Origin of the sequence: Streptomyces lydicus (assembly GCF_001729485.1) — a bacterium.
GTDB classification, from domain to species: domain Bacteria; phylum Actinomycetota; class Actinomycetes; order Streptomycetales; family Streptomycetaceae; genus Streptomyces; species Streptomyces lydicus_D.
In genome coordinates this window covers 3,445,349-3,465,240 of the sequence record NZ_CP017157.1, presented here as the reverse complement: position 1 = coordinate 3,465,240, position 19,892 = coordinate 3,445,349, and the positions used below count along the sequence as shown (strand labels likewise).

Here is a 19,892-nt window from a genome sequence, read left to right as displayed (position 1 = left end):
CTCTTACCACCGGCATCCGGTGCCGCCGGCACCCGGCGTCCCGTCGTCCGGGAGGCGACGGCCCGGACGGTCGCCGCCCGCCCGGGATGCCGCGCCGACGGGCACCGTGCCGACCGCGACCGCGTACGGGAGAGCCTGCGGGCACCGTGTCGGCGGTGCGCCGCGCGCAGGAGTGCGGACCGTCGCCCGGCGGCCAATAGTGGAGGGGTGAGGCCGCAGCAGGGAGCCTCCCCGCGGCGGATGCGCGGGCGGGCGGCCGACGGGCCCGCCGCGGCCTGGCCGGGCGGGCTGCGCCGCCTGCCGGAGCGCGCCGGGCAGTTCGCGCGCGGCCACCGGGCGGTGGTCGGCAACGCGGTGCGTGTGACCACCGCGTCCTGTCTCGCCTTCCACCTCTGCCGCTACGGCCTCGACCGGACCGTGATGGCCGTCTACGCCACCTTCACCGTGGTCTCCCTGGGCGCGCTCGCCCGCATCCCCGGGTCCGGGCGCCAGCGCGCCGCCACCGTCCTGACCGCGGTCCCCGCCGGCCTGCTGCTCGTCACCCTGGGCACCCTGCTCGCCGTACGGACCTGGGCGGCCGTCCTCGGGATGCTCGTCGTCGGCTTCCTGGTGGCCTACGCGGGCACCACCGGACCGCGGATCGCCGGCGCGGCGCCCGGCATGCAGCTGCTGTACATCCTCCCGTGCTTCCCGCCCTACGCCCCGGACACCCTCGGCCAGCGGCTCCTCGGCTTCCTGACGGGCGCCGTCCTGCTGGCGGCGGCCCAGCGGTTCCTGATGCCCGAACCGGATACGCCGCCCTTCCGCCGGCTGCTGGCCGGGGCGGCCGAGGCGGCCGCCGACCTGGCCGGGTACCACGGCGGGCCGGTCCCGGAACCGGTGCTCGCGCGGGCCCGCGCCGCCGCCGACGCCCTGCGCCCCGCCCGGATACCGCCCGCCGACCTGCCCGCCGCCCCGTCCCTCGCCCACAAGGCCATGGCCCACGCGGCGGAGGCGGTGCGCACCCTGCTGAACCGGCTGGGCGCGCTGCACACCGCGGCCGGCCCGTACCGCGCCTACCGGCCCGAGACGACCGCGCTGCTGCGGGCCGTCCGCGACGCCGCCCGGGAGACGGCGGCGGCGCTGCGGCGCGGTACGCGGCTGCCGCCCGGTGAGGGGCCCCGGGCCGGTCCGCTGCAGAGCGAACTGGCCCCGGTGCGCACCCACCGGGCACTGGACACCCTGGGACGGCTGAGCGCCGACGACCGGCTGAACTACCTGCGCCGCCGGTCCCTGGTCGTGCAGGCCGCCGACGCCGCGGTCGTCCTGGTGCTGGCCACCCGGCTGCTGCTGGGCGACCGCGATGTCGACCGGGACCCCGCCGGACACGCCTTCGCCTACGCCCGGGCGCACGCCGCCGAGCTGTGGTGGCGGCGGCTGACCGCGCACCTCACCCCGCGTTCGGTGATCTTCCAGAACGCCTGCCGGTTCGCGCTGGGCCTCGCCGCGGCACGGGCCGTCGCCGGGCTGCTCGATCTGCAGCACGGATTCTGGGTCCTGCTGGCGACACTGACGCTGACCCGTACGACGAGCCTGGAGACCCGCTCGGCGGTCCGGCAGGCGCTGCTCGGGACGCTGATCGGTGCGGTGCTGGCGGGCGGGCTGCTGGCGGTGGTGCACGACCGCGGGGCGGTGTACGCGGTGTTGCTGCCGCTGGTGATGCTGCTGGCGTTCACCGCGGGCCCGCTGCGCGGGCTGGCCTGGGCGCAGGGCGGCTTCACGCTGGTCGTGGCGGTGCTGTTCGCGCAGGTCGCCCCGGTCACCTGGCAGCTCGCGCCGGTGCGGCTGGAGGACGTGCTGGCCGGCAGCCTGATCGGGCTGGTCTGCGGCCTGGCGGCCTGGCCGCGGGGTGCGGCACCCGAGGTGCGCCGGAACATGGCGGCGGTCTGCCAGGCCGTCGCCGACGGGATCGGGCGGACCACCGCCCTGGTCGCCGACCGCGCCGGTGCGGCCGGCACCTGCTCCGACGGCGGGGGCGGCATCCTCGCGCTCAACCGGGCGCTGCTGCTCGCGCAGGAGAGCCTGGCGCAGTACCAGAGCGAGCCGCGGGAGCGGACCGCCCGGCAGCCGGACTGGCCCGCGGTGCTGGTCGCCGGCGCGGACGCCCGGCGCGGTGAACGGCTGCTGCCGGGCCGCCCCGGCCGGATCGCCCCGTACGCGGTCGGTGCCTGGCTGCGGCAGGCCGCCGAGGACACCGCGGCCGGCTACCGCGCCACGGCCCGGCACCTGCGTTCCGGCCACGGGACGCCCGAGGCGCTCCCCCGGCCGCTCGACCTGGGTGCCCTGCTCGCGGTCGCCCCGCCGGTGCCGCCGGCCGGGGCGGCCCCGCCGGCCCGTGCCGACTCGGCCGCGCTGCTGGTCGACTCGGTCATCTGGCTCGACGCGCTGACCGCCGATCTGGCCCGCATCCACCGGGAGATGTGACCCGCCGGCCGCCCCCGCCCCCCGAGGTGTCAGGCGAGGAGGCCGGCGACCGTGCGCAGATCGGTGACCAGACCGGCGTACGCCGCCGCGCGGTCGTCGGACCGCAGGATCGCCGAGGGGTGGACGGTGGCCACCGCCGTCCCGTGTTCGCTCCCGACCGGTGCGCCGCGCTCCTTGGTCACCCGGAACGAAGGGCCGAGCAGCGCCTTGGCGGCGGTGGCGCCGAGCACCACGATCACCTCGGGGGCGACCAGCCTCAGCTCGGCGTACAGCCAGGGCCGGCAGGCGGTCATCTCGCGCAGGTTCGGCGCCTTGTGGATGCGGCGCCTGCCGCCGGCCGCCACGGTGAACTTGAAGTGTTTGACCGCGTTGGTGAAGTACGCCTGGTCCTCCGCCAGCCCGGCCTCGGCCATCGCCTTGCGCAGCAGCCGTCCGGCCGGGCCCACGAAGGGCTCTCCCCGGCGGTCCTCCTGGTCGCCGGGCTGCTCCCCGACGAACACCGTGCGTGCCGAGGAGGTGCCCGCCCCGAAGACCGTCTGCGTGGCCTCCCGGTGCAGCGGACAGCCCCGGCACCCGGCCGCCGCCCGGCGGTGCGCCGGCAGCCCGCCGCGGGCGGGCAGGTATGGGGTGGCGTCGTACCGCCGGCCGGGGTCGTCCGGCTCGCTCCCGGCCGCCCCGGTGTTCGTGCTCGGCATCGCACCGGCCTCCGTCCTCGCCCGGCCTGCCCGGCTGTGCACCGCTACGGGTTCCCGGCGGGGGCGGTGGTTAACGCCGGGCCGCCGGCATTGCGCCGGACGTGCGGCACCGGGGCCCGCCCCGCCCGGGTGCGGACGGCTGTGATGGCCCTGATCCTGAAGCAGTGGAGTGGCGTGTGACGTCCGGTCTCCCGGGCATCCGCGAGGGCAGGAACACGAGAGCAGCACAAGGAGCCCGACAAGCCCCGACAAGGCAGCATGTCGCGGTACCGCCGTGACAGCGGAACGGACACACATGAGCAACGGACACGTGGGTCCGGAGGGTTACGGCCCGGACCCGTTCGGTGAATTCCTCGCGCGCTTCTTCGGGGGCGGCGCGAAGTCCGGGGGCAGGGACGCCGGGCAGCCCATGCCCCGCCAGGCGGACATCGCCCGGCTGATGAGCGGCTCCGCCCGGGAGCTGGTGACCTCCGCCGCCGCGTACGCCGCCGAGCACGGCAGCCCCGAGCTCGGCACCGAGCACCTGCTGCGGGCCGCCCTCTCCGCCGAGCCGACCCGCACCATGCTGCAGCGCGCCGGGGCGGACCCGGACGCGCTGGCGGCCGAGATCGACCGCACCGCGGGCAGCGGCCCCCAGCAGTCCAGCGTCGCGGTGACCCCTGCGGTCAAGCGGGCCCTGCTGGGCGCGCACGAGCTGGCGCGGGACAACGGGGCCTCGTACATCGGGCCGGAGCACGTGCTCGACGCGCTGGCGGCCAACCCGGACTCGGCGGCCGGCCGCATCCTGAACCTCGCGCACTTCGAGCCGCACGCCAACCCGCAGGGCGGCCCCGGGCACCCGCCGCACCCGGGAGGCGAGCACAGCGCCCCGCCCAAGCACGACACCCCGACCCTCGACAAGTACAGCCGGGATCTGACCGATCTCGCCCGGGCGGGCCGGATCGACCCGGTCATCGGCCGCGACGAGCAGATAGAGCAGGCCATCGAGGTGCTCTCCCGGCGCGGGAAGAACAATCCGGTGCTGGTCGGCGACGCCGGTGTCGGCAAGACGGCGATCGTGGAGGGGCTGGCGCAGCGGCTGGCCGACGGGGAGGTACCCGAGAACCTGGCGGGGCGCCGGGTGGTCGCCCTGGATCTGACCGCGGTGCTCGCCGGCACGCGGTACCGCGGTGACTTCGAGGAGCGGATGAACGGGATCATGGAGGAGGTCCGGACGCACCCGGACTCGCTGATCGTCTTCATCGACGAGCTGCACACGGTGGTCGGGGCCGGCGGAGGCAGCGGCGAGGGCGGTTCGCTGGAGGCGAGCAACATGCTCAAGCCCGCGCTGGCCCGCGGGGAGATGCACGTCATCGGGGCGACCACGCTGGAGGAGTACCGGCGGCACATCGAGAAGGACGCCGCGCTGGCCCGCCGCTTCCAGCCCATCCTGGTGCCCGAGCCGACCGTCGAAGACACGGTGGAGATCCTGCGCGGCCTGCAGGACCGCTACGAGGCCCACCACCAGGTCCGCTACACCCCCGAGGCGCTGCTCGCCGCGGTCGAGCTCTCCGACCGCTACATCACGCACCGCTTCCTGCCCGACAAGGCCATCGACCTGATCGACCAGGCGGGCGCCCGGGTCCGGCTCCGGTCGGGCAGCAAGCCCACCGACGTGCGCGCGCTGGAGCGGGAGGTGGAGCAGCTGGCCGTCGACAAGGACCAGGCGGTCGCCTCGGAGCAGTACGAACGGGCCACCGAGCTGCGGGACCGGATCTCCGCCCTCACCACCCGGATCGACGCCGAGCGGGGGACGCAGCCGAGCGGCGACGGGCGGATCGTGGAGGTCACCGCCGAGGACGTCGCGGAGATCGTGTCGCGGCAGACCGGCGTGCCCGTCAGCAGTCTGACGCAGGAGGAGAAGGAGCGGCTGCTGGGGCTGAAGGAGCGGCTGCACACCCGGGTGATCGGCCAGGACGACGCCGTCACCGCGGTGTCCGAGGCGATCCTGCGCTCGCGGGCCGGGCTCTCCGACCCCAACCGCCCGATCGGCAGCTTCCTCTTCCTGGGGCCCACCGGAGTGGGCAAGACCGAGCTGGCGAGGGCCCTCGCCGAGGCGCTGTTCGGCAGCGAGGACCGCATGGTGCGGCTGGACATGAGCGAGTATCAGGAGCGGCACACGGTCAGCCGGCTGGTGGGTGCGCCGCCCGGATACGTCGGCCACGAGGACGCCGGGCAGCTGACGGAGGCGGTGCGCCACCACCCGTATTCGCTGCTGCTGCTCGACGAGGTGGAGAAGGCCCATCCGGACGTCTTCAACATGCTGCTCCAGGTGCTCGACGACGGGCATCTGACGGACTCCCAGGGCCGGCGGATCGATTTCAAGAACACCGTCATCGTGATGACCAGCAACCTCGGTTCGGAGGCGCTCAGCGGCGGCCGCGGCGTGCTGGGCTTCGGCGCGGACACCGCCGAGGGCGAGGCCGGCGACGCGGCGCGCGGGCGGGCGCTGGCCAGCCTGCGCGAGCACTTCCGCCCGGAGTTCCTCAACCGGCTCGACGAGATCATCATCTTCCGCCGGCTGACCGACGAGCAGCTGCGCCAGATCACCGTCCTGCTGCTGGCGGGCACCCGCCGCCGGCTGCACGCGCAGGACATCGCGGTGGACTTCACCCCCGAGGCGGTGGACTGGCTCACCCGGCGCGGCCACCAGCCCGAGTTCGGCGCCCGGCCGCTGCGCCGCACCATCCAGCGCGAGGTCGACAACCCGCTCTCGCGGCTGCTGCTGGACGGCGCCCTGTCGCCCGGGGACCAGGTCGTCGTGGAGGTGCGGGAAGGCGCGCTGGCGTTCCGCACGCCGGAGAAAGCCTGAGGGAGGCCAGGGGTGAATGCGCTGGGCCCCCGTCAGACGTCCGAGGGACGCGACGAGTCACCCGAGGAGCGTGCCGACCGGCGGTGGATCGAGCTGCTCCAGGAGGTGCGGGTCATCCAGACCGGTGTGCAGATCCTCTTCGGGTTCCTGCTCACCGTGGTGTTCACCCCGCGGTTCGTCACGCTCGGGACGGCCGACAAGGGCATCTACGTGGCGACGGTCCTGCTGGGGGCGGCCACGACGGGTGCGCTGCTCGGCACGGTGACCTTCCACCGGCTGGTCACCGGCCACCGCCTGAAGCCCGAGACGGTGGTGTGGGCCTCGCGCCTGGCGCTGGTCGGGGTCGTGCTGCTGCTGGCGACGGTCACCTCGGCGCTGCTGCTGATCCTGCGGCTCGCGACGAGCCACTCCGCCGCGGTGCCGTGGACGGTCGGCGGGCTCATCGTGTGGTTCCTGCTGTGCTGGTTCGGGCTGCCGGCCTGGGTCCTGCGGCGCTATTCGTCCAAGGACTGAGTGCCGGCCCGGGCGGCGGGCGGCCGGCCGGCGCTCCCTTTCGTTTCCTACCGCGGAGGTTTCCATGACGGACAGCATCTGGGGCTACCGGGACAGCGCGGGCCACCGGGCCGGGACCGACCTGACCGGGTTCACGGTCGAGGCGATCGACGGCACCGTGGGGACCGTCGACGAGCACTCCGACGAGGCCGGTGCCGCCTATCTGGTCGTCGACACCAGGGTGTGGATCTTCGGGCGGCACATCCTGCTGCCGGCCGGTGTCATCTCGTCGATCGACTTCGACCGCGGCACGATCTACGTCGCCCGGACGAAGAAGGAGATCGAGGACTCACCGGAGTTCGACCGGGACCGGCACATCGGGGACGACGAGTACCACCGGCTGCTGGCCGGGTACTACGGCGCGCCGCACACCTGAGCCACCGCGCGGACAAGGGCGCGGGCCGGGACCTCGTTCAGGTCCCGGCCCGCGCCCTTGGTGCCGCGTGTCCCGCTGCGGCTTCACACCCCGGCCGGCGCCGGACCGACCCGGCGCGGACGGCTCAGCAGGGCCGCACCGGCGAGCCCCGCGCTGATGATGGCCAGTGCCACCGCCATCAGTTCGGGCCACATCCCGGCCTCGCCGAGGCCCCCGCCCAGCGGGTTGAGGACGCCGGCTCGGGACAGCGCGTGCAGCGCGATGATGACCATGGCCGCCGCGGCGCTCACCGTCCAGACCAGGGCGGTGTCGCGCATCGCCAGCCAGCCCGCCAGCAGCAGGTAGACCAGCGCGATGGCCATCGACAGCCCGGCGGCCGCCTGCGCCCCGTGCAGGTGCGAGGCGTTCACCGGCAGGTGGCTCAGCCCGCACAGCGCGAGAGCCGCGGCCGCGGGCCAGCGCAGTACGGAACGCAGCACCCCGGCGACGGCGTATCCCGGCTGGCGGGACTCGTCGTGCCCGTTCGCCCACGCCGGGCCGCCGTGCTGCGGCGGGGTGCCGGCCGGGCGCTGAGCCCACGGCGGGCGGTTGGGCTGCGGCGGTGCGGCGTCCATCCGGCCGGTGCCACCCGCGTGGCCGGCGTTGCCCAGCGGACGGACGTCCGGGTCGAGGACGTGCAGGGGCGAGGTGGGCTCCGGTTCGACGGGGCCCATGGGACCACCGGGACCCATCGGACCGCCGGGGCCACCGGGGCCGGGCGGGTAGGGGTCGGACGGGCCGTAGGGATCGGGGGTGCCGTAGGGATCGGGGGTGCCGTAGAGGTCGCCGCCGACCTTGGTGCGGTCGAACATCTCGATCAGCTGCGCGACCTCCTCGACGGATCGGCCCACCGCCGCGGCGCGCAGGGCGTCGTGGCCGGCCTCCACGGTGTGCGGGGCGGCCTGGAGGAGGTCGAAGAGCGCCGCCACATCGCTCACCGGGCGGGAGACGACCGCCACGCGCAGGGCTTCATCGCCGGGGTTGGGAACGTCACCGCTGCGCTTGAGCAGTTCCACCAGAGCGGCGACTTCCTCCAGGGGCCGGTGGGTGACTGCCTCCCACAGGAGGGTGCGGGCCGAGTTCTTCTCAGGGGTGTTGGGCGGAATGTGCTCGCCGTGTTCTGTCGATGACAGTTCGGCGTCGCCCCCACAAAGTGCTGGTTCGGATGACATGGAGGGACTCCACTGAACGATGGGGAGCGTCAAACACCAGAAGCGCTGACACTCAGCGGACGTTGTGCTGCTGTGCCTCAGCCAACGTCCCTCTCGCCCGCCCTCGCCATTCAGGAAGGCCATCCGGTGGAGACACGCCGAATTACCCGGGCGCGCCGCGGTCCGCGGCCTGCTACGACCCCGCTTCGTGGACTCCGGCGGCCTCCGCGGCCCGTCGGGTGACCTCTCGACGTGCCGCCGGCCGCCGGGCCTGATTCGCTGGTATATGCGGCTCCCCCACCGCGCGAGGACGGATCACGAGGACGGATCATGAATGCACAGGGAGAGGCCCGCGCACGCATTCAGCAGATGCGCGACAAGGCCCAGGAACTGAAATCGACCGCGGAACACACTGCCGACCCGGACGAGCGGAAAAGGCTGGAGGAGAAGGCCCGCCGGCTTCAGTCGCAGAGCGAACAGGAAAGCATGATGCGGGGCGGGGACATCTACCCCTCGGACTGAGAGAACGCTCCGTGTGTACGGGACGCGGCCCCCGGGCGGCGCCCCGTACGCGATGCGCGCGGCTGTTCGAGTGGCTTCGGGGTTGCCGCCGGTGGCCGGTCCGCGCCACCGGGAAGCGGTTATCACATGACCCCATCAGCTTCCCCACGGGCGGGCGGGGCCGTCGCCGGGGCCCCGGCCCCCGACACGCTGGCCGACCGTGCGGGCTACGACGAGGGCTTCCTCGGCGTCCCGGTGCCGCTGCCGAAGCCGAGCAGTCCCGACGTGCCAACCGTGGTGCTGCCGTACACCCACTTCACGGTCGTGCTGCGCCCGGACCGGCGGACCGCCGCGGCCACCGCGGTCTGCATCGACGGCCGGCAGCTGGTGGAGCACGTACCGCGCGAGAACGGCTGGCAGTTCGACCCGCGGGTGCCCGAGGACCGGCAGATGGGCGACGACATCTACGCGGACAACTCCCTGGACAAGGGGCACCTGGTGCGTCGCCTCGACCCGGTGTGGGGCGCGGCCGCCGAGGCCGACCTGGCCAACGCGGACACCTTCCACTACACCAACGCCGCCCCGCAGGCCGATGTCTTCAACCGGGGCAAGGAGCTCTGGCAGGGACTCGAGAACTATCTGCTCGGCAACGCCGCCGACTTCGACCGCAAGCTGACCGTGCTGACCGGTCCGGTGCTGCACGACTCGGACCCGCCGTACCGGGGCGTCCAGGTGCCGCTGCGCTTCTGGAAGGTGGCGGCGTTCCTCCAGGACGGGGCGCTGGCGGCCACGGCCTACGTCCTCGACCAGAGTCCGGACCTGTCCCACGACTTCGAGCGGGCGATGGCCGGCGCGACGCCGGGGGCGCCGCCGCCCCTGGGCGCCTTCCGCACCTTCCAGGTCCCGGTGTCGGACGTCGTCGAACTCACCACGCTGGACCTGGGCCCGCTGCCGGACGCCGATCTGATGCCGGTGGAGCGCGCCCCGCGCGAACGCTGGCTGCGGCTCGCCTCGCACGACGACATCGTGCTCGGGCGCGGCTGACCGACGAGAGGAAGCACGATGCCGCCCAGCGTGGTCTACGTCCACGGCAACGGGAACAAGGTCCGTCCGGAGCTGCTGAAGTCCCAGTGGGACACGGCGCTGTTCGGCCACGACATGGGCGCGGCGTCACGGATGGCGTACTGGGCCCCGCTGCGGTACCCCGAGCCGCTGCCCGACTTCGGCCCGGACCCGCTGGACGGCGCGCCGGAGCGGGACGAGGAGGCGGTGGACGTCCCGGCCGGTGCCGCGCCCGAACCGCCGGAGGACTTCGTGGCGCGGACCCTGCAGGAGGCGCGCGGGGAGACCGGTGCGGCCGCGGTGGAGGAGTCGGCCGCCGTGGCGGGGCGGCTGCGTCCCGACGAGAGCGCGCTGGCCGACTGGCTGCGGGACATGACGTACCTGGCGGACACCCTCGCGGAGGCCGGCACGCCCGAGGAGCCCTCGGCCGCGCTCCCGCTGGAGGCGCTGTGGCTGCCCCGGTCGGGCCGTACCGCGGTGTTCCGGCTGCTGGTCCAGCACGCCTTCAAGGACGTGTACGCCTACTTCTTCGGCGGGGCGGGGCCGGCGATGCGCGAGGTGGTCGCCCGGGCCCTGGACGGCCTGGACGGCGGCCCGCTCGTGGTGGTCGGGCACAGCCTGGGCACGATCATCGCGTACGAGGTGCTCCAGGAGCAGGGGCGCGCGGTGGACCTGCTGGTCACCGTTGGCTCCCCGCTGGCGGTCTCCGAGGTGCAGGACCACCTGGCGCGGCCGCCGGCCGTCCCCGCGGGGGTGACCGCCTGGCGCAACGCCTCGGACCTGCGGGACCTGGTGGCCCTCGACCACACCCTGCGCCCCGAGTACGCGCCGCAGGAACGGATCACCGACGTGCTGGTGACCAACGACAGCAGGAACCACCACGGCATCGCCGAGTACCTGTCCCAGCGCGAGGTCAGGGAACCGGTGCAGCGGATCTTCGGCGACGGTGGCGGGTAGGCACCGGATGCCGCTGACCGAAACGGAGTGGGACCTGGTCACCACCTGGGCCCAGGAGTACCTGCTCGACACCACCGACCCGCACTCCCAGCTCGCCCAGTACGGCTTCGCCCCGGAGTTCGTCAGCGCCCTGCCGCTCACCCGTGTCAGCTCCGAGAACGCCCGCGCGCTCGTGCACGCCTCGCGCACCGGCATCGAGCGGCAGCTGCGCCTGGTCGAGGCGCTGACCACGGTCGACCGGCTGGCGGTGCTCCCGGACATCGTCAAGGCCCGGGACCTGCTGGAGCGGCTGCGCGAGGACTTCCGCGCCCACGCGGCACGGGACAACTTCCGTGCCTGTGTGCTGAAGAACGGCACCGAAGCCTTCATCGGCCGGGAGGATCTGCGCGAGACGCTGCGGCGGTTCCTCGCGGACCCCGAGAAGTTCATCCTGCTGGTCGACGGCGAGCCGGGCAGCGGCCGGTCGTACACCTACAACTTCCTGCGCCACATCGGGCAGCACAGCGGATTCCGCCCGGTGCGGGTCACGCTGTCGCGCACCTCCACCGCCGCCAAGGTCGTACGGCGGCTGGCCGACTTCGTCGCCGGTCCCGGCGAGGGCGCCTCCCCGCTGAACCCGACCGACCTCAACGACCTGCTGCCGTCGATCGACGAGGCGGCGCACTGGGTGGCCGGGCGGGCGACCGCCGCCGAGGAGCGCCTGTGGCTGGTCCTCGACGAGTGCGACGAGCTCGACCCCAGCTCCGACGTGTGGGACTTCATCGGGCAGCTCGCGACGGCCCTGTACGAGCACGCCGCCGCCCGCGGCGACCAGGCGCCCCGGCTGGTGCTGCTCGGGTACGGGCGCGCGATGCGCCAACTCCCCTACGACTTACGCGGAAACCTCTGCTGGGACACCGCGCGGCCCGCCGGCCCGGGCGAGTTGCACTCCTTCTTCCACCAGGTCTTCCACGAAGACCCGCCGGAGCTCCTGCGCGGCGGGCCGCGGGACGCCTCCATCGACGAGCTCGTCGAGGTGGCCGTGGACGAGGTGCTGCGCGCCATCGAGACGGAAGCCGCGGGCGGCGAGAGCTACATGCGCAGGCTCTGTACGGCGGCGGAGGGAGCGATCCGTGTCTACCGGTCCCTCTGAGCGCCCCGCGCCGCCGTCCGGACTGCGGGAGCTGTTCGCCGCCCGGCTCCGCGAGGCGCTGCACACCGGCGGGGACCGCACCCGGCAGGTCTCCCGCGCCCGCCGCGCCTACCGGGAGGCGGCCTGTCTGCTGGCCCGGTTCGACCCGCGGCTGCTGCGGCTGCCCGGGGAGAAGCACGCCACCGGCGGCGCGGTCCTGGAACTGGTCGACGACTGTACGACCCTGGGGATGCCGGACCAGCCGGAGTGGGCCCTCAAGACCGAGGTGCGGGAGGAGACGCTGCGCGCCCTGGCCGGGCCCGAGGCCGCCCGGCGCCTCCTGGCGTGCAACATCGGCCAGCTCCCCTCCGGGCCCGGCCCGGAACGCTTCGCGCTGGCCCACCTGTTCGGCCATCCGCCGGCGACGGAGCGGCTCGGCGCCGGCGAACTGGCCGAGGCCCTGCAGGCGGTGCTGTGGCTGTCGCAGGTCCCGCGGGTGACCGGCCTTCCGGACCCCGCCGAGCTGCAGCACGCCCTGGAGCGGGCCAGGCTGCTGGAGCCCCTCGAACGCCTCGTCAGCCGGGCGTTCCGGGGGCGTGCCCGGGAGATGGCGGCGCTGCGGGCCTATGTCGGCACGCCGGGTGCGCCGGCGGAGCCCGGCCGGCCGGCCGCCCCGGTGCCGGTGCCGCCGCTGGTCATCCACGGCCCGGGCGGGATGGGCAAGAGCACCCTCCTCGCGAAGCTCGTGCTGGACGGTGCCCGCGACCCGTCCGGCGGCTTCCCGTTCGCGTACATCGACTTCGAGCGGCCCACCCTCGCCATCCAGGAGCCGGTCACCCTGATCGCGGAGGCCGCCCGGCAGCTCGGTGTCCAGTACCCCGCCCACCGCGCCGAGCTGGACGCGCTGGCCGACGAGTGCCAGCAGGCCGCCCGCAGCCAGCGCGAGGGACAGGAGCGGGTCACCCAGCTGCATGAACTCGCCACCACCCGGGCGGTGTTGGGGCGCCGCTCCTCGCAGCAGTTCCAGCTGCTGGCCACCGGGCGGGAGACCGATCTGATCCGGCGGGTCGCCGACGTCCTGGTGCGGGCCGTCGCGGAGCACAAGACCTCCCCGGACCAGCCGGATCCGCCGTTCGTGATGGTCCTCGACTCGTGCGAGGAGGCGCAGTACCGCGGCTCACCGGCACTGGGCCGGACCTGGGCGATCTTCCTCGCGCTGCAGCGCGCCTACCCGGGGCTGCGCTTCCTCGCCGCCGGGCGGGCACCGGTGGACCATCCCGCGAAGACCACCACACCGCTCGACATCGAACTCGGCGAGCTGGACACCGATGCGTCCGTCGACGTGCTGATGTCGTGCGGGGTACGGGAGACGGACGTCGCCCGGGAGCTGGCCCACCGGGTCGGCGGGCACCCGCTCAGCCTCCGGCTGGCGGCGCGGGCGGCCACCCTCACCGGGGACGGGCCCGGAGAGGCCGGGGAGCTGATCCGCAGCCTGCCCGAGCGCCGCCGCGAGGTCTTCCGCCGCGTCGACCAACTGCTGGTGCAGGGCATCCTCTACGACCGGATCCTCAGCCATATCGCCGACGCCGACGTCCGCCGGCTCGCGCACCCGGGACTGGTGCTGCGGGTCATCACCCCGGAGATCGTCAAGCAGGTACTGGCCGGCCCCTGCGGGCTGCGGGTGCCGGCCGGGGACCGGGCCGGCGAGCTCTTCGCCGCGTTGAGCCGCCTGGACATGGTCGAGCCGGTCCGTCCGGGCGCCGTCCGCTACCGCGGCGACGTGCGCGCCATCATGCTGCGGCTGCCGGGCGGTGACCGTACGGAGGTGATGCGCGCCGTCGAACGCCGGGCGGTCGAGTACTACGCGGCGCGGGACGGGCTGGAGGCGCGCGCCGAGGAGATCTACCACCGGCTGCGGCTGGACGAGGACCCGCGCGCGGTGGAGGAGCGCTGGCTGCCGGGCGTCGAGCGATTCCTGGCCGGCGCGCAGCAGGACATGACACCGCGGGCCGCGGGACTGCTGACGGCCCGGCTCGGCGGCGGCGCTCCCGACAAGGTGGCGGCGGGCGCCGACCAGGAGGACTGGGAGCGGATCGCCGCCCGGGAGGTCGAGGACCTGCTGGCGCAGGGCTTCGCCGAGGCGGCGTCGGAGCGGCTCGGCCGGCGCCGGCCCTGGACCCCGTGCAGTCCGCTGCACGCGCTGTACGCGGAGACCCTGAACCGGCTGGGGCGGCGGGACGAGGCCCGCCGGGCCGTGGCCGAGGCCCTCGGGCCGGCGGAGCACGCCGGGTGCGGGGAGCACCGGCTGGAGCTGCTGTTGCTGTCCGCCCGGCTCGCGCAGGAGGACGGCGACCGGCGCGGCGCGGACCGTGCGCTGCGCACGGCGGAGGACGTCGCGATGGGCCTCGGGCAGGACCTGGAGGCGATGGGCGCGCTGCTGGCCCGGGCCCAGCTGGCCGACGACGGCGCCGAGGTGCGGAGCGAGACGGACCAGCAACTCGCGGCGCAGCTGGCGGAGTTGCCCGACGCGGTGCTCGCCGGCCGGCCGGTGCTGGTGCGCGCGGTGGCCTCGCAGATCTACCAGCGGGCCCCGGGAGCGCTCGCCCACGCCCTGGAGGTGGTGGGGCTGCCCGCCGACGACGAGACGCTGGACGAGCTGGGCGCCGCGATGCGGCGGGCCACCCACCGGCAGCCGGCGCTGCTGGGCCGGGTGATGGAGATCCTCGACGACGCGGCGGGCCCGACCAGGCCGCAGGCGGGCGGGGCCCCCACCGGCATCGCCGGCATCCTGCGGCTGGCCCGGGATCGCGGCACGCTCGACGCGCTGGCCCGGCGGCTGCTGGACGTCCCGGACACCAGTGGTGAGATCGTCGCCGGGGTGGCCGCGGCGATGGGCGCGGGCAGCGGCGGCCGGCCGGCAACGGCGCCGGCGGCGGGCCGCACGAGGCCGGAGAAGACCAGCGCGGCCGGGCGGGGTGGCCGGTGAGCAGCTACCTCTACCTCTCCCCCGACGAGATCCGCCAGGTGCTGGACGCCGCGCTGGAGACCGGGCTCGCCGACCCGGCGGTGCGGCCGCTGCTGCTCGACGGGGTCATGCCCCGCTACCGCGGCACGCTGCCGCTCAACCCGGCGCCCGGGCGCCAGGTGCACTCGGACCTCAACGAGATGAACCGGGTGGAGCGGCTGGTGGACGGCACGGTGCCGCTGGAGATCTGGCTGCGCAACGCCGTCGCGGAGACCACCGAGGCCGAACCGCTCACCGTCTTCCAGCGGGCGCTGGACGAGGTGGCGCGCAAGGCGGGCGGTGAGCCGGACGTGCTGGCCGGGCTGCCGTCCCCGGCGGCGGAGATCAAGGAGGAGATCGTCCACCGGGACGACACCGTCCCGATCGGCTTCCTGCGCGGCGGTGAGCTCGCGGGCGGGGCGGTGGCCCGGATCAAGGTGCCGCCGTACCAAGGGGGCGCTCCGCTCCAGCCGAACGGCTTCCCGCACGCGGGGACGGGCTGGCTGATCGCCCCGGACCTGCTGATCACCAATCACCACGTGGTCAACGCGCGGGCGGGCACCGGCGCCGGGCGTCCGATGGCCGACGAGGAGGATCTGCGGCTCCAGGCGGAGCACACCACGGTCCGCTTCGACTTCGACACCGACGAGGTGGAGACGGCGGAGGTCACGGTCGGCGAGCTGGTCGCCGCGGACGCCGCGCTCGACTACGCGGTGCTGCGGCTGGCCGCCGGCCCGGCCCGGCCGGTGCTGCGGCTGGCGGAGCGGCCGCTGGTGGTGACCCGGGGCGACTACGTGGCGGTCAACATCATCCAGCATCCCGGCGGGCAGCCGAAGCGGGTCGCGCTGCGCAACAACCTCGTCTACGAGGCGGACGAGAACGACGTCCGCTACTTCACCGACACCCGCGGCGGCTCGTCCGGTTCCCCGGTCTTCACCGACGACTGGAAGGTGGTGGCGCTGCACCGGGGGACCCGGCGGGTGGAGAACGTGCAGTTCCAGGGCAGGACCACGGCCTTCGTCAATGTCGGCACGCAGATGCGCAGCGTGCTGCGCCATCTGGAGAACAGCAGTCCCGGCGTGCACGCCGAGATCACCGCCGCGCAGGCGGCACCGTAGCGGCTGACCGAGCGTCCGAGGAGGGCGAGATGCACAGCAGGAGCGGATCACCGGTGGCGGCCGGGCCCGAACAGGTCTTCTCCGACCTGCGGGAGGTCGCGGCGCGGGTGCGGGACGGGCTCTCCTGGGAGATCCCCGAATCCCTGGAGGAACTGCCCGCCGACGAGCTGCCGGCCGGGCAGATCGCGCAGTTCGCCCAGCAGGAGCGGACCCGGGTGCTGTCGGCGGGCGTCACCGGGCTGGAGAAGCTCGCCGAGGGGCGGGCGGCCGAGATCAGCGACGACGAGTCCTTCGGCATGGAGGCCATCGTGCTGCTGGAGGGCCGGCCCGCGATCCTCGTGCAGCACCACGACTTCGCGCCGCAGCAGGGCGACTGGTCGGTGCTGGACGGCCACCGGGACGCGATCCGGGAGTCGCTCGCGCGGGTCGGGCGGGTCGAGCTGAGCGGGCACCTCAGCCTGGACTGGCTGGGCACGGCCTTCCTGGTCGGACCCGACACGGTACTGACGAACCGGCATGTGGCGGTGGAGTTCGCCCGGGGTGACGGCCGCGGCTGGAGCTTCCAGCAGGGCATCAGGGCCAATGTCGACACGGGTGAGGAGTACGGCGACACCGCTCCGGGGGGCGGCGGCCCGTCCTACGACGTCGTCGAGGTGGTGGGCATCCACGAGGACGTCGATCTGGCCCTGCTGCGGGTGGCGCCGCCGGCCGGGGCCGGGGCGCTGCCGACGCCCCTGGCGGTGGCCGCGGACGCGCCCGCCGACCTGCCCGGGCGCCCGGTGTACTGCGTCGGCTATCCGGCGTACGACGGCCGACGCAACGAACCGGAGTCGATGCGCCGGATCTTCATGGACATCTACAACGTCAAACGCCTGCAGCCCGGCACCGCCACGGGGCTGGTGCCGGGCCAGGACGCCCTGGGGCACGACTGTTCCACGCTGGGCGGCAACAGCGGCTCGCCCGTCATCGACCTCGCCGACCACCGTGTGCTGGGGCTGCACTTCGGTGGCCGTTACGGCTCCGGCAACTTCGCCGTACCGCTGTGGCAGCTGGTCGACGATCCGCTGCTGGCCCGGGCGGACATCAACTTCGTCTGAGCCGGGCCCGCGCGCTCCGGGGCTGCCGCGCCTACTTCTTGACGAACTCGGTGGTGTAGGTCTTCTTCAGATCCACCGTGGCGTTCTTGAGGTTGGGGTTGAACGCCTTCAGCACCCGCTCGACGGTCGCCGGGCCGTCGGCCGGCATCACGCCGTCCTTGGTGAACATCGGCAGGGTGTCCTTGATCGCCTGGGCGTAGAGCTGCTTGCCGCCCTGCGCGTAGTCGGACGGCATCTTGGCGGCGATCTGCTCGGCGGAGTGGGTGGACATCCACTTGAGGGTCTTCACGAAGGCCCGGGCCAGCTTGCGCACGGTGTCCTTGTGGCCGTTCACCCAGTCGGTGTTCATGTAGAGGCTGGAGGAGGGGTACGGGCCGCCGAGCGCCTCCTTGGAACCCTCGGGCGTCCGCATGTCGATGAGGACCTTGCCCAGCTTCTTGTCCACGATCTGCGCGACCGTCGGGTCGGTCGTCATCCCGCCCTGGATCGAACCCTGTTGGAGGGCGGAGATGAAGGTCTGGCCGGCGCCGACCGCCACCGGCGTGAACTCGTTGGTCTGCACCCCGTTCTTCACCGCGAGGTACTTGGTGAGGAAGTCGGTGGACGAGCCGAGGCCGGTGACGCCGAGCTTCTTGCCCTTGAAGTCCTTGGCGGAGGTGAGACTGCCCGCGGCCTTGTCGGAGACCACCTCGACCTCGCCGGGGGCGTGGGCGAGCTGCACCACCGACTCCACCTGCTTGCCCTTGACCTGGAGGTCGAGGGTGTGGTCGTAGAAGCCGACGACGCCCTGGACGTCACCGGAGATCAGCGAGGTGGTGGCCTGCACCCCGGCCGGTTCGGTGAGCAGGGTGACGTGCAGGCCCTCGTCCTCGAAGTAGCCGAGCTGCTGGGTCAGTCTGGCGGGCAGGTAGATGACCTTGTCGAGGCCCCCCACCATGATCTTGATCTTGCCGTCCTTGCCGTCGGCCGCTCCGGCGGAGGATCCCCCGCCGCAGGCGGTCAGCGTGGTGAGGGCCAGCATCGTGGCGGCCGTGGCGGTCGCGAGCTTGAGGTGGGTGCGCATGGTGGTGTCCTTGGTGTGGTGACGGGTGTACGGGTGGCGGGTGTCGTACGGGAGGCGGGTGTCGTACGGGTGGCGGAGGTGTCGGCCGGGCTCAGCGCTCGGCGGCGGCGTCGGCCGGCTTCCAGCGGAAGAGCCGCTTCTCCAGGAAGGCCAGCAGTCCCTCGGCGAGCAGGGCGACGACGGCGAGGATCGCCATGGCCGCGTAGACGCCGGCCGCGTTGAAGGTGCCCTGGGACGCCGAGACCAGCAGACCGAGGCCCTTGGTCGCGCCGATGTACTCGCCGACGATCGCGCCGATCAGCGCGAAGCCGAAGCTGACGTGCAGGCTGGTGAAGATCCACGAGGTGGCGGAGGGGATCACGACCTGCAGGGTGACCTGGCGGCTGCTCGCCCCGAGGATGCGGGAGTTGGCGACCAGGTTGCGGTCCACCTCGCGGGCGCCCTGGAAGGCGTTGAAGAAGACCGGGAAGAAGACGAGGACGACGGCGGAGGCGACCTTGGAGGCCGGTCCGAGTCCGAACCAGATCAGGAAGATCGGGGCCAGCACGATCCGCGGCAGCGCGTTGAGCACCTTGATGTACGGGCCGAGCACATCGGCCAGGAAGCGGACCCGGCCGAGCGCGATGCCCAGCACCACACCGCCGATGACGCCGACGACCCAGCCGAGCAGCGCTTCGTAGAGCGTGTACCAGATCTGTTCCCACAGCGAGCCCTGCGGAGTGCCGTGCCACGCCCACTGGACGATCTGGTCCCAGATCTTCGAGGGCATCGAGAAGTTGAAGGGATCGATGACGGCGGCGCGGGCCAGCCCTTCCCAGAGCCCGATCAGGCCGACGAGCAGCAGCACCCGGGTGCCCTGGACCAGCAGCCGGTGGTTGCGCGCGGCGCGCGCCCGCTCCTGCGAACGGTCCGCCCCCGTGGGGGACTTGGTCATCCCCACGGGAGCGGAGGCGGTGTCAGGCGACATCTGCGGCACCCCTCTCGCGGGTGATGCGGACCTCTTCGCCCAGCGAGGACCAGATCTCCCGGTAGATCTCGATGAACCGTGGCTCCAGCCGGACCGATTCGACCCGCCGGGGCCGCGGCAGGTCGATCTCGAAGACCTCCTTGACGGTCGCCGGCCCGGCGGTCATCACCACGACCTTGTCGGCGAGGGCGATGGACTCCTCCAGGTCGTGGGTGACGAAGACGACGGAAGCGCCGGTGCCCGCCCACAGGTCAAGGAGCTCGTCCGACATCAGCGCCCGGGTCTGCACGTCGAGGGCGGAGAACGGCTCGTCCATCAGCAGGATGTCGGGGTCGTTGACGAACGTCGCGGCGAGCGCGACCCGCTTGCGCTGTCCGCCGGAGAGCTGGTGCGGGTAGCGGTCCTCGAAGGCCGCCAGCCCGACCCGGGCCAGCCATTCCCGCGCCCGCTCCTTGGCCTCGGGCTTGGGCACGCCGCGGAAGCGGGGTCCGGCCATCACGTTCGACAGCACCGTGCGCCAGGGGAAGACCGCGTCCTGCTGGAACACGAAGCCGATCTTGTCGCCGATGCCGCGGACCGGCTCACCGGCGACCAGCACCTCGCCCCGGGTCGGCTCCTCCAGCCCGCTGACCAGGGTCAGGGTGGTGGACTTGCCGCACCCGGTGGGGCCGACCACCGCGACGAACTCGCCCCTTCCGACCACCAGGTCAAGATCGCGGACGGCGGTGTGCAGCGCACCCGAGGGGGTGCGGAATGTCTTGCTCGTTCCCCGCAGTTCGATCGCGGGGCTCGTGTGGCTGTTCATGAGCCGGGAGGCTAGGAGTGGTCCGGGCCACAACGGCAGCCTTGTGGGCGCAAGCCACCTTTCTGCGCGCAAACCCTGTT

Annotated in this window: 16 protein-coding genes; 11 read left to right on the top strand and 5 right to left on the bottom strand. The window is 73.7% G+C overall.

What is annotated here, in order from left to right; all coding sequences use genetic code 11:
• The first annotated feature begins 207 nt into the window (after positions 1 to 207).
• Positions 208 to 2,463 (top strand): FUSC family protein, encoded by a 2,256-nt coding sequence (locus SL103_RS14970; RefSeq protein ID WP_164492805.1) that lies wholly within the window; start codon positions 208 to 210, stop codon positions 2,461 to 2,463.
• 29 nt (positions 2,464 to 2,492) lie between these two features.
• Here the strand turns inward: SL103_RS14970 and SL103_RS14965 are convergent, their stop codons facing one another.
• A complete protein-coding gene (locus tag SL103_RS14965) occupies positions 2,493 to 3,158 on the bottom strand; it encodes a UdgX family uracil-DNA binding protein (RefSeq protein ID WP_069569405.1) in 666 nt (221 codons plus the stop codon).
• A 295-nt stretch (positions 3,159 to 3,453) separates the two neighbouring features.
• Between SL103_RS14965 and SL103_RS14960 the strand changes: the two genes are divergently transcribed.
• The 3 genes from SL103_RS14960 (at position 3,454) to SL103_RS14950 (ending at position 6,937) form a co-directional block, all read left to right on the top strand.
• Complete coding sequence (locus SL103_RS14960) at positions 3,454 to 6,009, top strand: ATP-dependent Clp protease ATP-binding subunit (protein WP_069569403.1); 2,556 nt, start codon at positions 3,454 to 3,456, stop codon at positions 6,007 to 6,009.
• Positions 6,010 to 6,021: 12 nt separating this feature from the next.
• On the top strand, positions 6,022 to 6,522 hold the full coding sequence (locus SL103_RS14955) for a DUF6328 family protein (protein ID WP_099055419.1): 501 nt from the start codon (positions 6,022 to 6,024) through the stop codon (positions 6,520 to 6,522).
• A gap of 64 nt (positions 6,523 to 6,586) precedes the next feature.
• The gene (locus tag SL103_RS14950; RefSeq protein WP_069569402.1) at positions 6,587 to 6,937 is read left to right on the top strand and encodes a PRC domain containing protein; all 351 of its coding nucleotides are present in this window, start codon (positions 6,587 to 6,589) and stop codon (positions 6,935 to 6,937) included.
• Between the two features lie 83 nt (positions 6,938 to 7,020).
• Here SL103_RS14950 and SL103_RS37830 read toward each other — a convergent pair whose 3' ends face one another.
• Positions 7,021 to 8,148 carry a hypothetical protein gene (locus SL103_RS37830; protein ID WP_208869875.1) on the bottom strand — a complete coding sequence of 376 codons (1,128 nt, stop codon included), beginning with the start codon at positions 8,146 to 8,148 and terminating at the stop codon, positions 7,021 to 7,023.
• Between the two features lie 309 nt (positions 8,149 to 8,457).
• Here SL103_RS37830 and SL103_RS14940 point away from each other — a divergent pair, with 309 nt between their 5' ends.
• The 7 genes from SL103_RS14940 (at position 8,458) to SL103_RS14910 (ending at position 16,977) form a co-directional block, all read left to right on the top strand.
• A complete protein-coding gene (locus tag SL103_RS14940) occupies positions 8,458 to 8,649 on the top strand; it encodes a DUF6381 family protein (protein ID WP_069569401.1) in 192 nt (63 codons plus the stop codon).
• Positions 8,650 to 8,775: 126 nt separating this feature from the next.
• Positions 8,776 to 9,672 (top strand): DNA/RNA non-specific endonuclease, encoded by an 897-nt coding sequence (locus SL103_RS14935; protein WP_079145752.1) that lies wholly within the window; start codon positions 8,776 to 8,778, stop codon positions 9,670 to 9,672.
• An 18-nt stretch (positions 9,673 to 9,690) separates the two neighbouring features.
• A complete protein-coding gene (locus tag SL103_RS14930) occupies positions 9,691 to 10,647 on the top strand; it encodes an alpha/beta fold hydrolase (RefSeq protein ID WP_069569399.1) in 957 nt (318 codons plus the stop codon).
• Positions 10,648 to 10,654: 7 nt separating this feature from the next.
• Positions 10,655 to 11,779 (top strand): AAA family ATPase, encoded by a 1,125-nt coding sequence (locus SL103_RS14925; RefSeq protein WP_164492804.1) that lies wholly within the window; start codon positions 10,655 to 10,657, stop codon positions 11,777 to 11,779.
• Positions 11,760 to 14,744, top strand: a complete 2,985-nt coding sequence (locus SL103_RS14920) for an AAA family ATPase (protein WP_069569395.1) — start codon at positions 11,760 to 11,762, stop codon at positions 14,742 to 14,744. Before SL103_RS14925 ends, SL103_RS14920 begins: the two co-directional genes overlap by 20 nt.
• A complete protein-coding gene (locus SL103_RS14915) occupies positions 14,741 to 15,880 on the top strand; it encodes a trypsin-like peptidase domain-containing protein (protein ID WP_069569393.1) in 1,140 nt (379 codons plus the stop codon). The genes SL103_RS14920 and SL103_RS14915 overlap by 4 nt, the downstream gene beginning before the upstream one ends.
• A 29-nt stretch (positions 15,881 to 15,909) precedes the next feature.
• Positions 15,910 to 16,977: a trypsin-like serine peptidase gene (locus SL103_RS14910; protein WP_069569391.1), complete on the top strand. Its 1,068-nt coding sequence runs from the start codon at positions 15,910 to 15,912 to the stop codon at positions 16,975 to 16,977.
• Positions 16,978 to 17,008: 31 nt separating this feature from the next.
• Here the strand turns inward: SL103_RS14910 and SL103_RS14905 are convergent, their stop codons facing one another.
• The 3 genes from SL103_RS14905 to SL103_RS14895 form a co-directional block, all read right to left on the bottom strand.
• Positions 17,009 to 18,040, bottom strand: coding sequence for an ABC transporter substrate-binding protein (locus SL103_RS14905; RefSeq protein ID WP_069569390.1), 1,032 nt, complete (start codon positions 18,038 to 18,040; stop codon positions 17,009 to 17,011).
• 91 nt (positions 18,041 to 18,131) lie between these two features.
• Positions 18,132 to 19,007, bottom strand: a complete 876-nt coding sequence (locus tag SL103_RS14900; RefSeq protein WP_069573732.1) for an ABC transporter permease — start codon at positions 19,005 to 19,007, stop codon at positions 18,132 to 18,134.
• A complete protein-coding gene (locus SL103_RS14895) occupies positions 18,997 to 19,812 on the bottom strand; it encodes an ABC transporter ATP-binding protein (RefSeq protein WP_069569389.1) in 816 nt (271 codons plus the stop codon). Before SL103_RS14895 ends, SL103_RS14900 begins: the two co-directional genes overlap by 11 nt.
• Between the last annotated feature and the right edge of the window lie 80 nt (positions 19,813 to 19,892).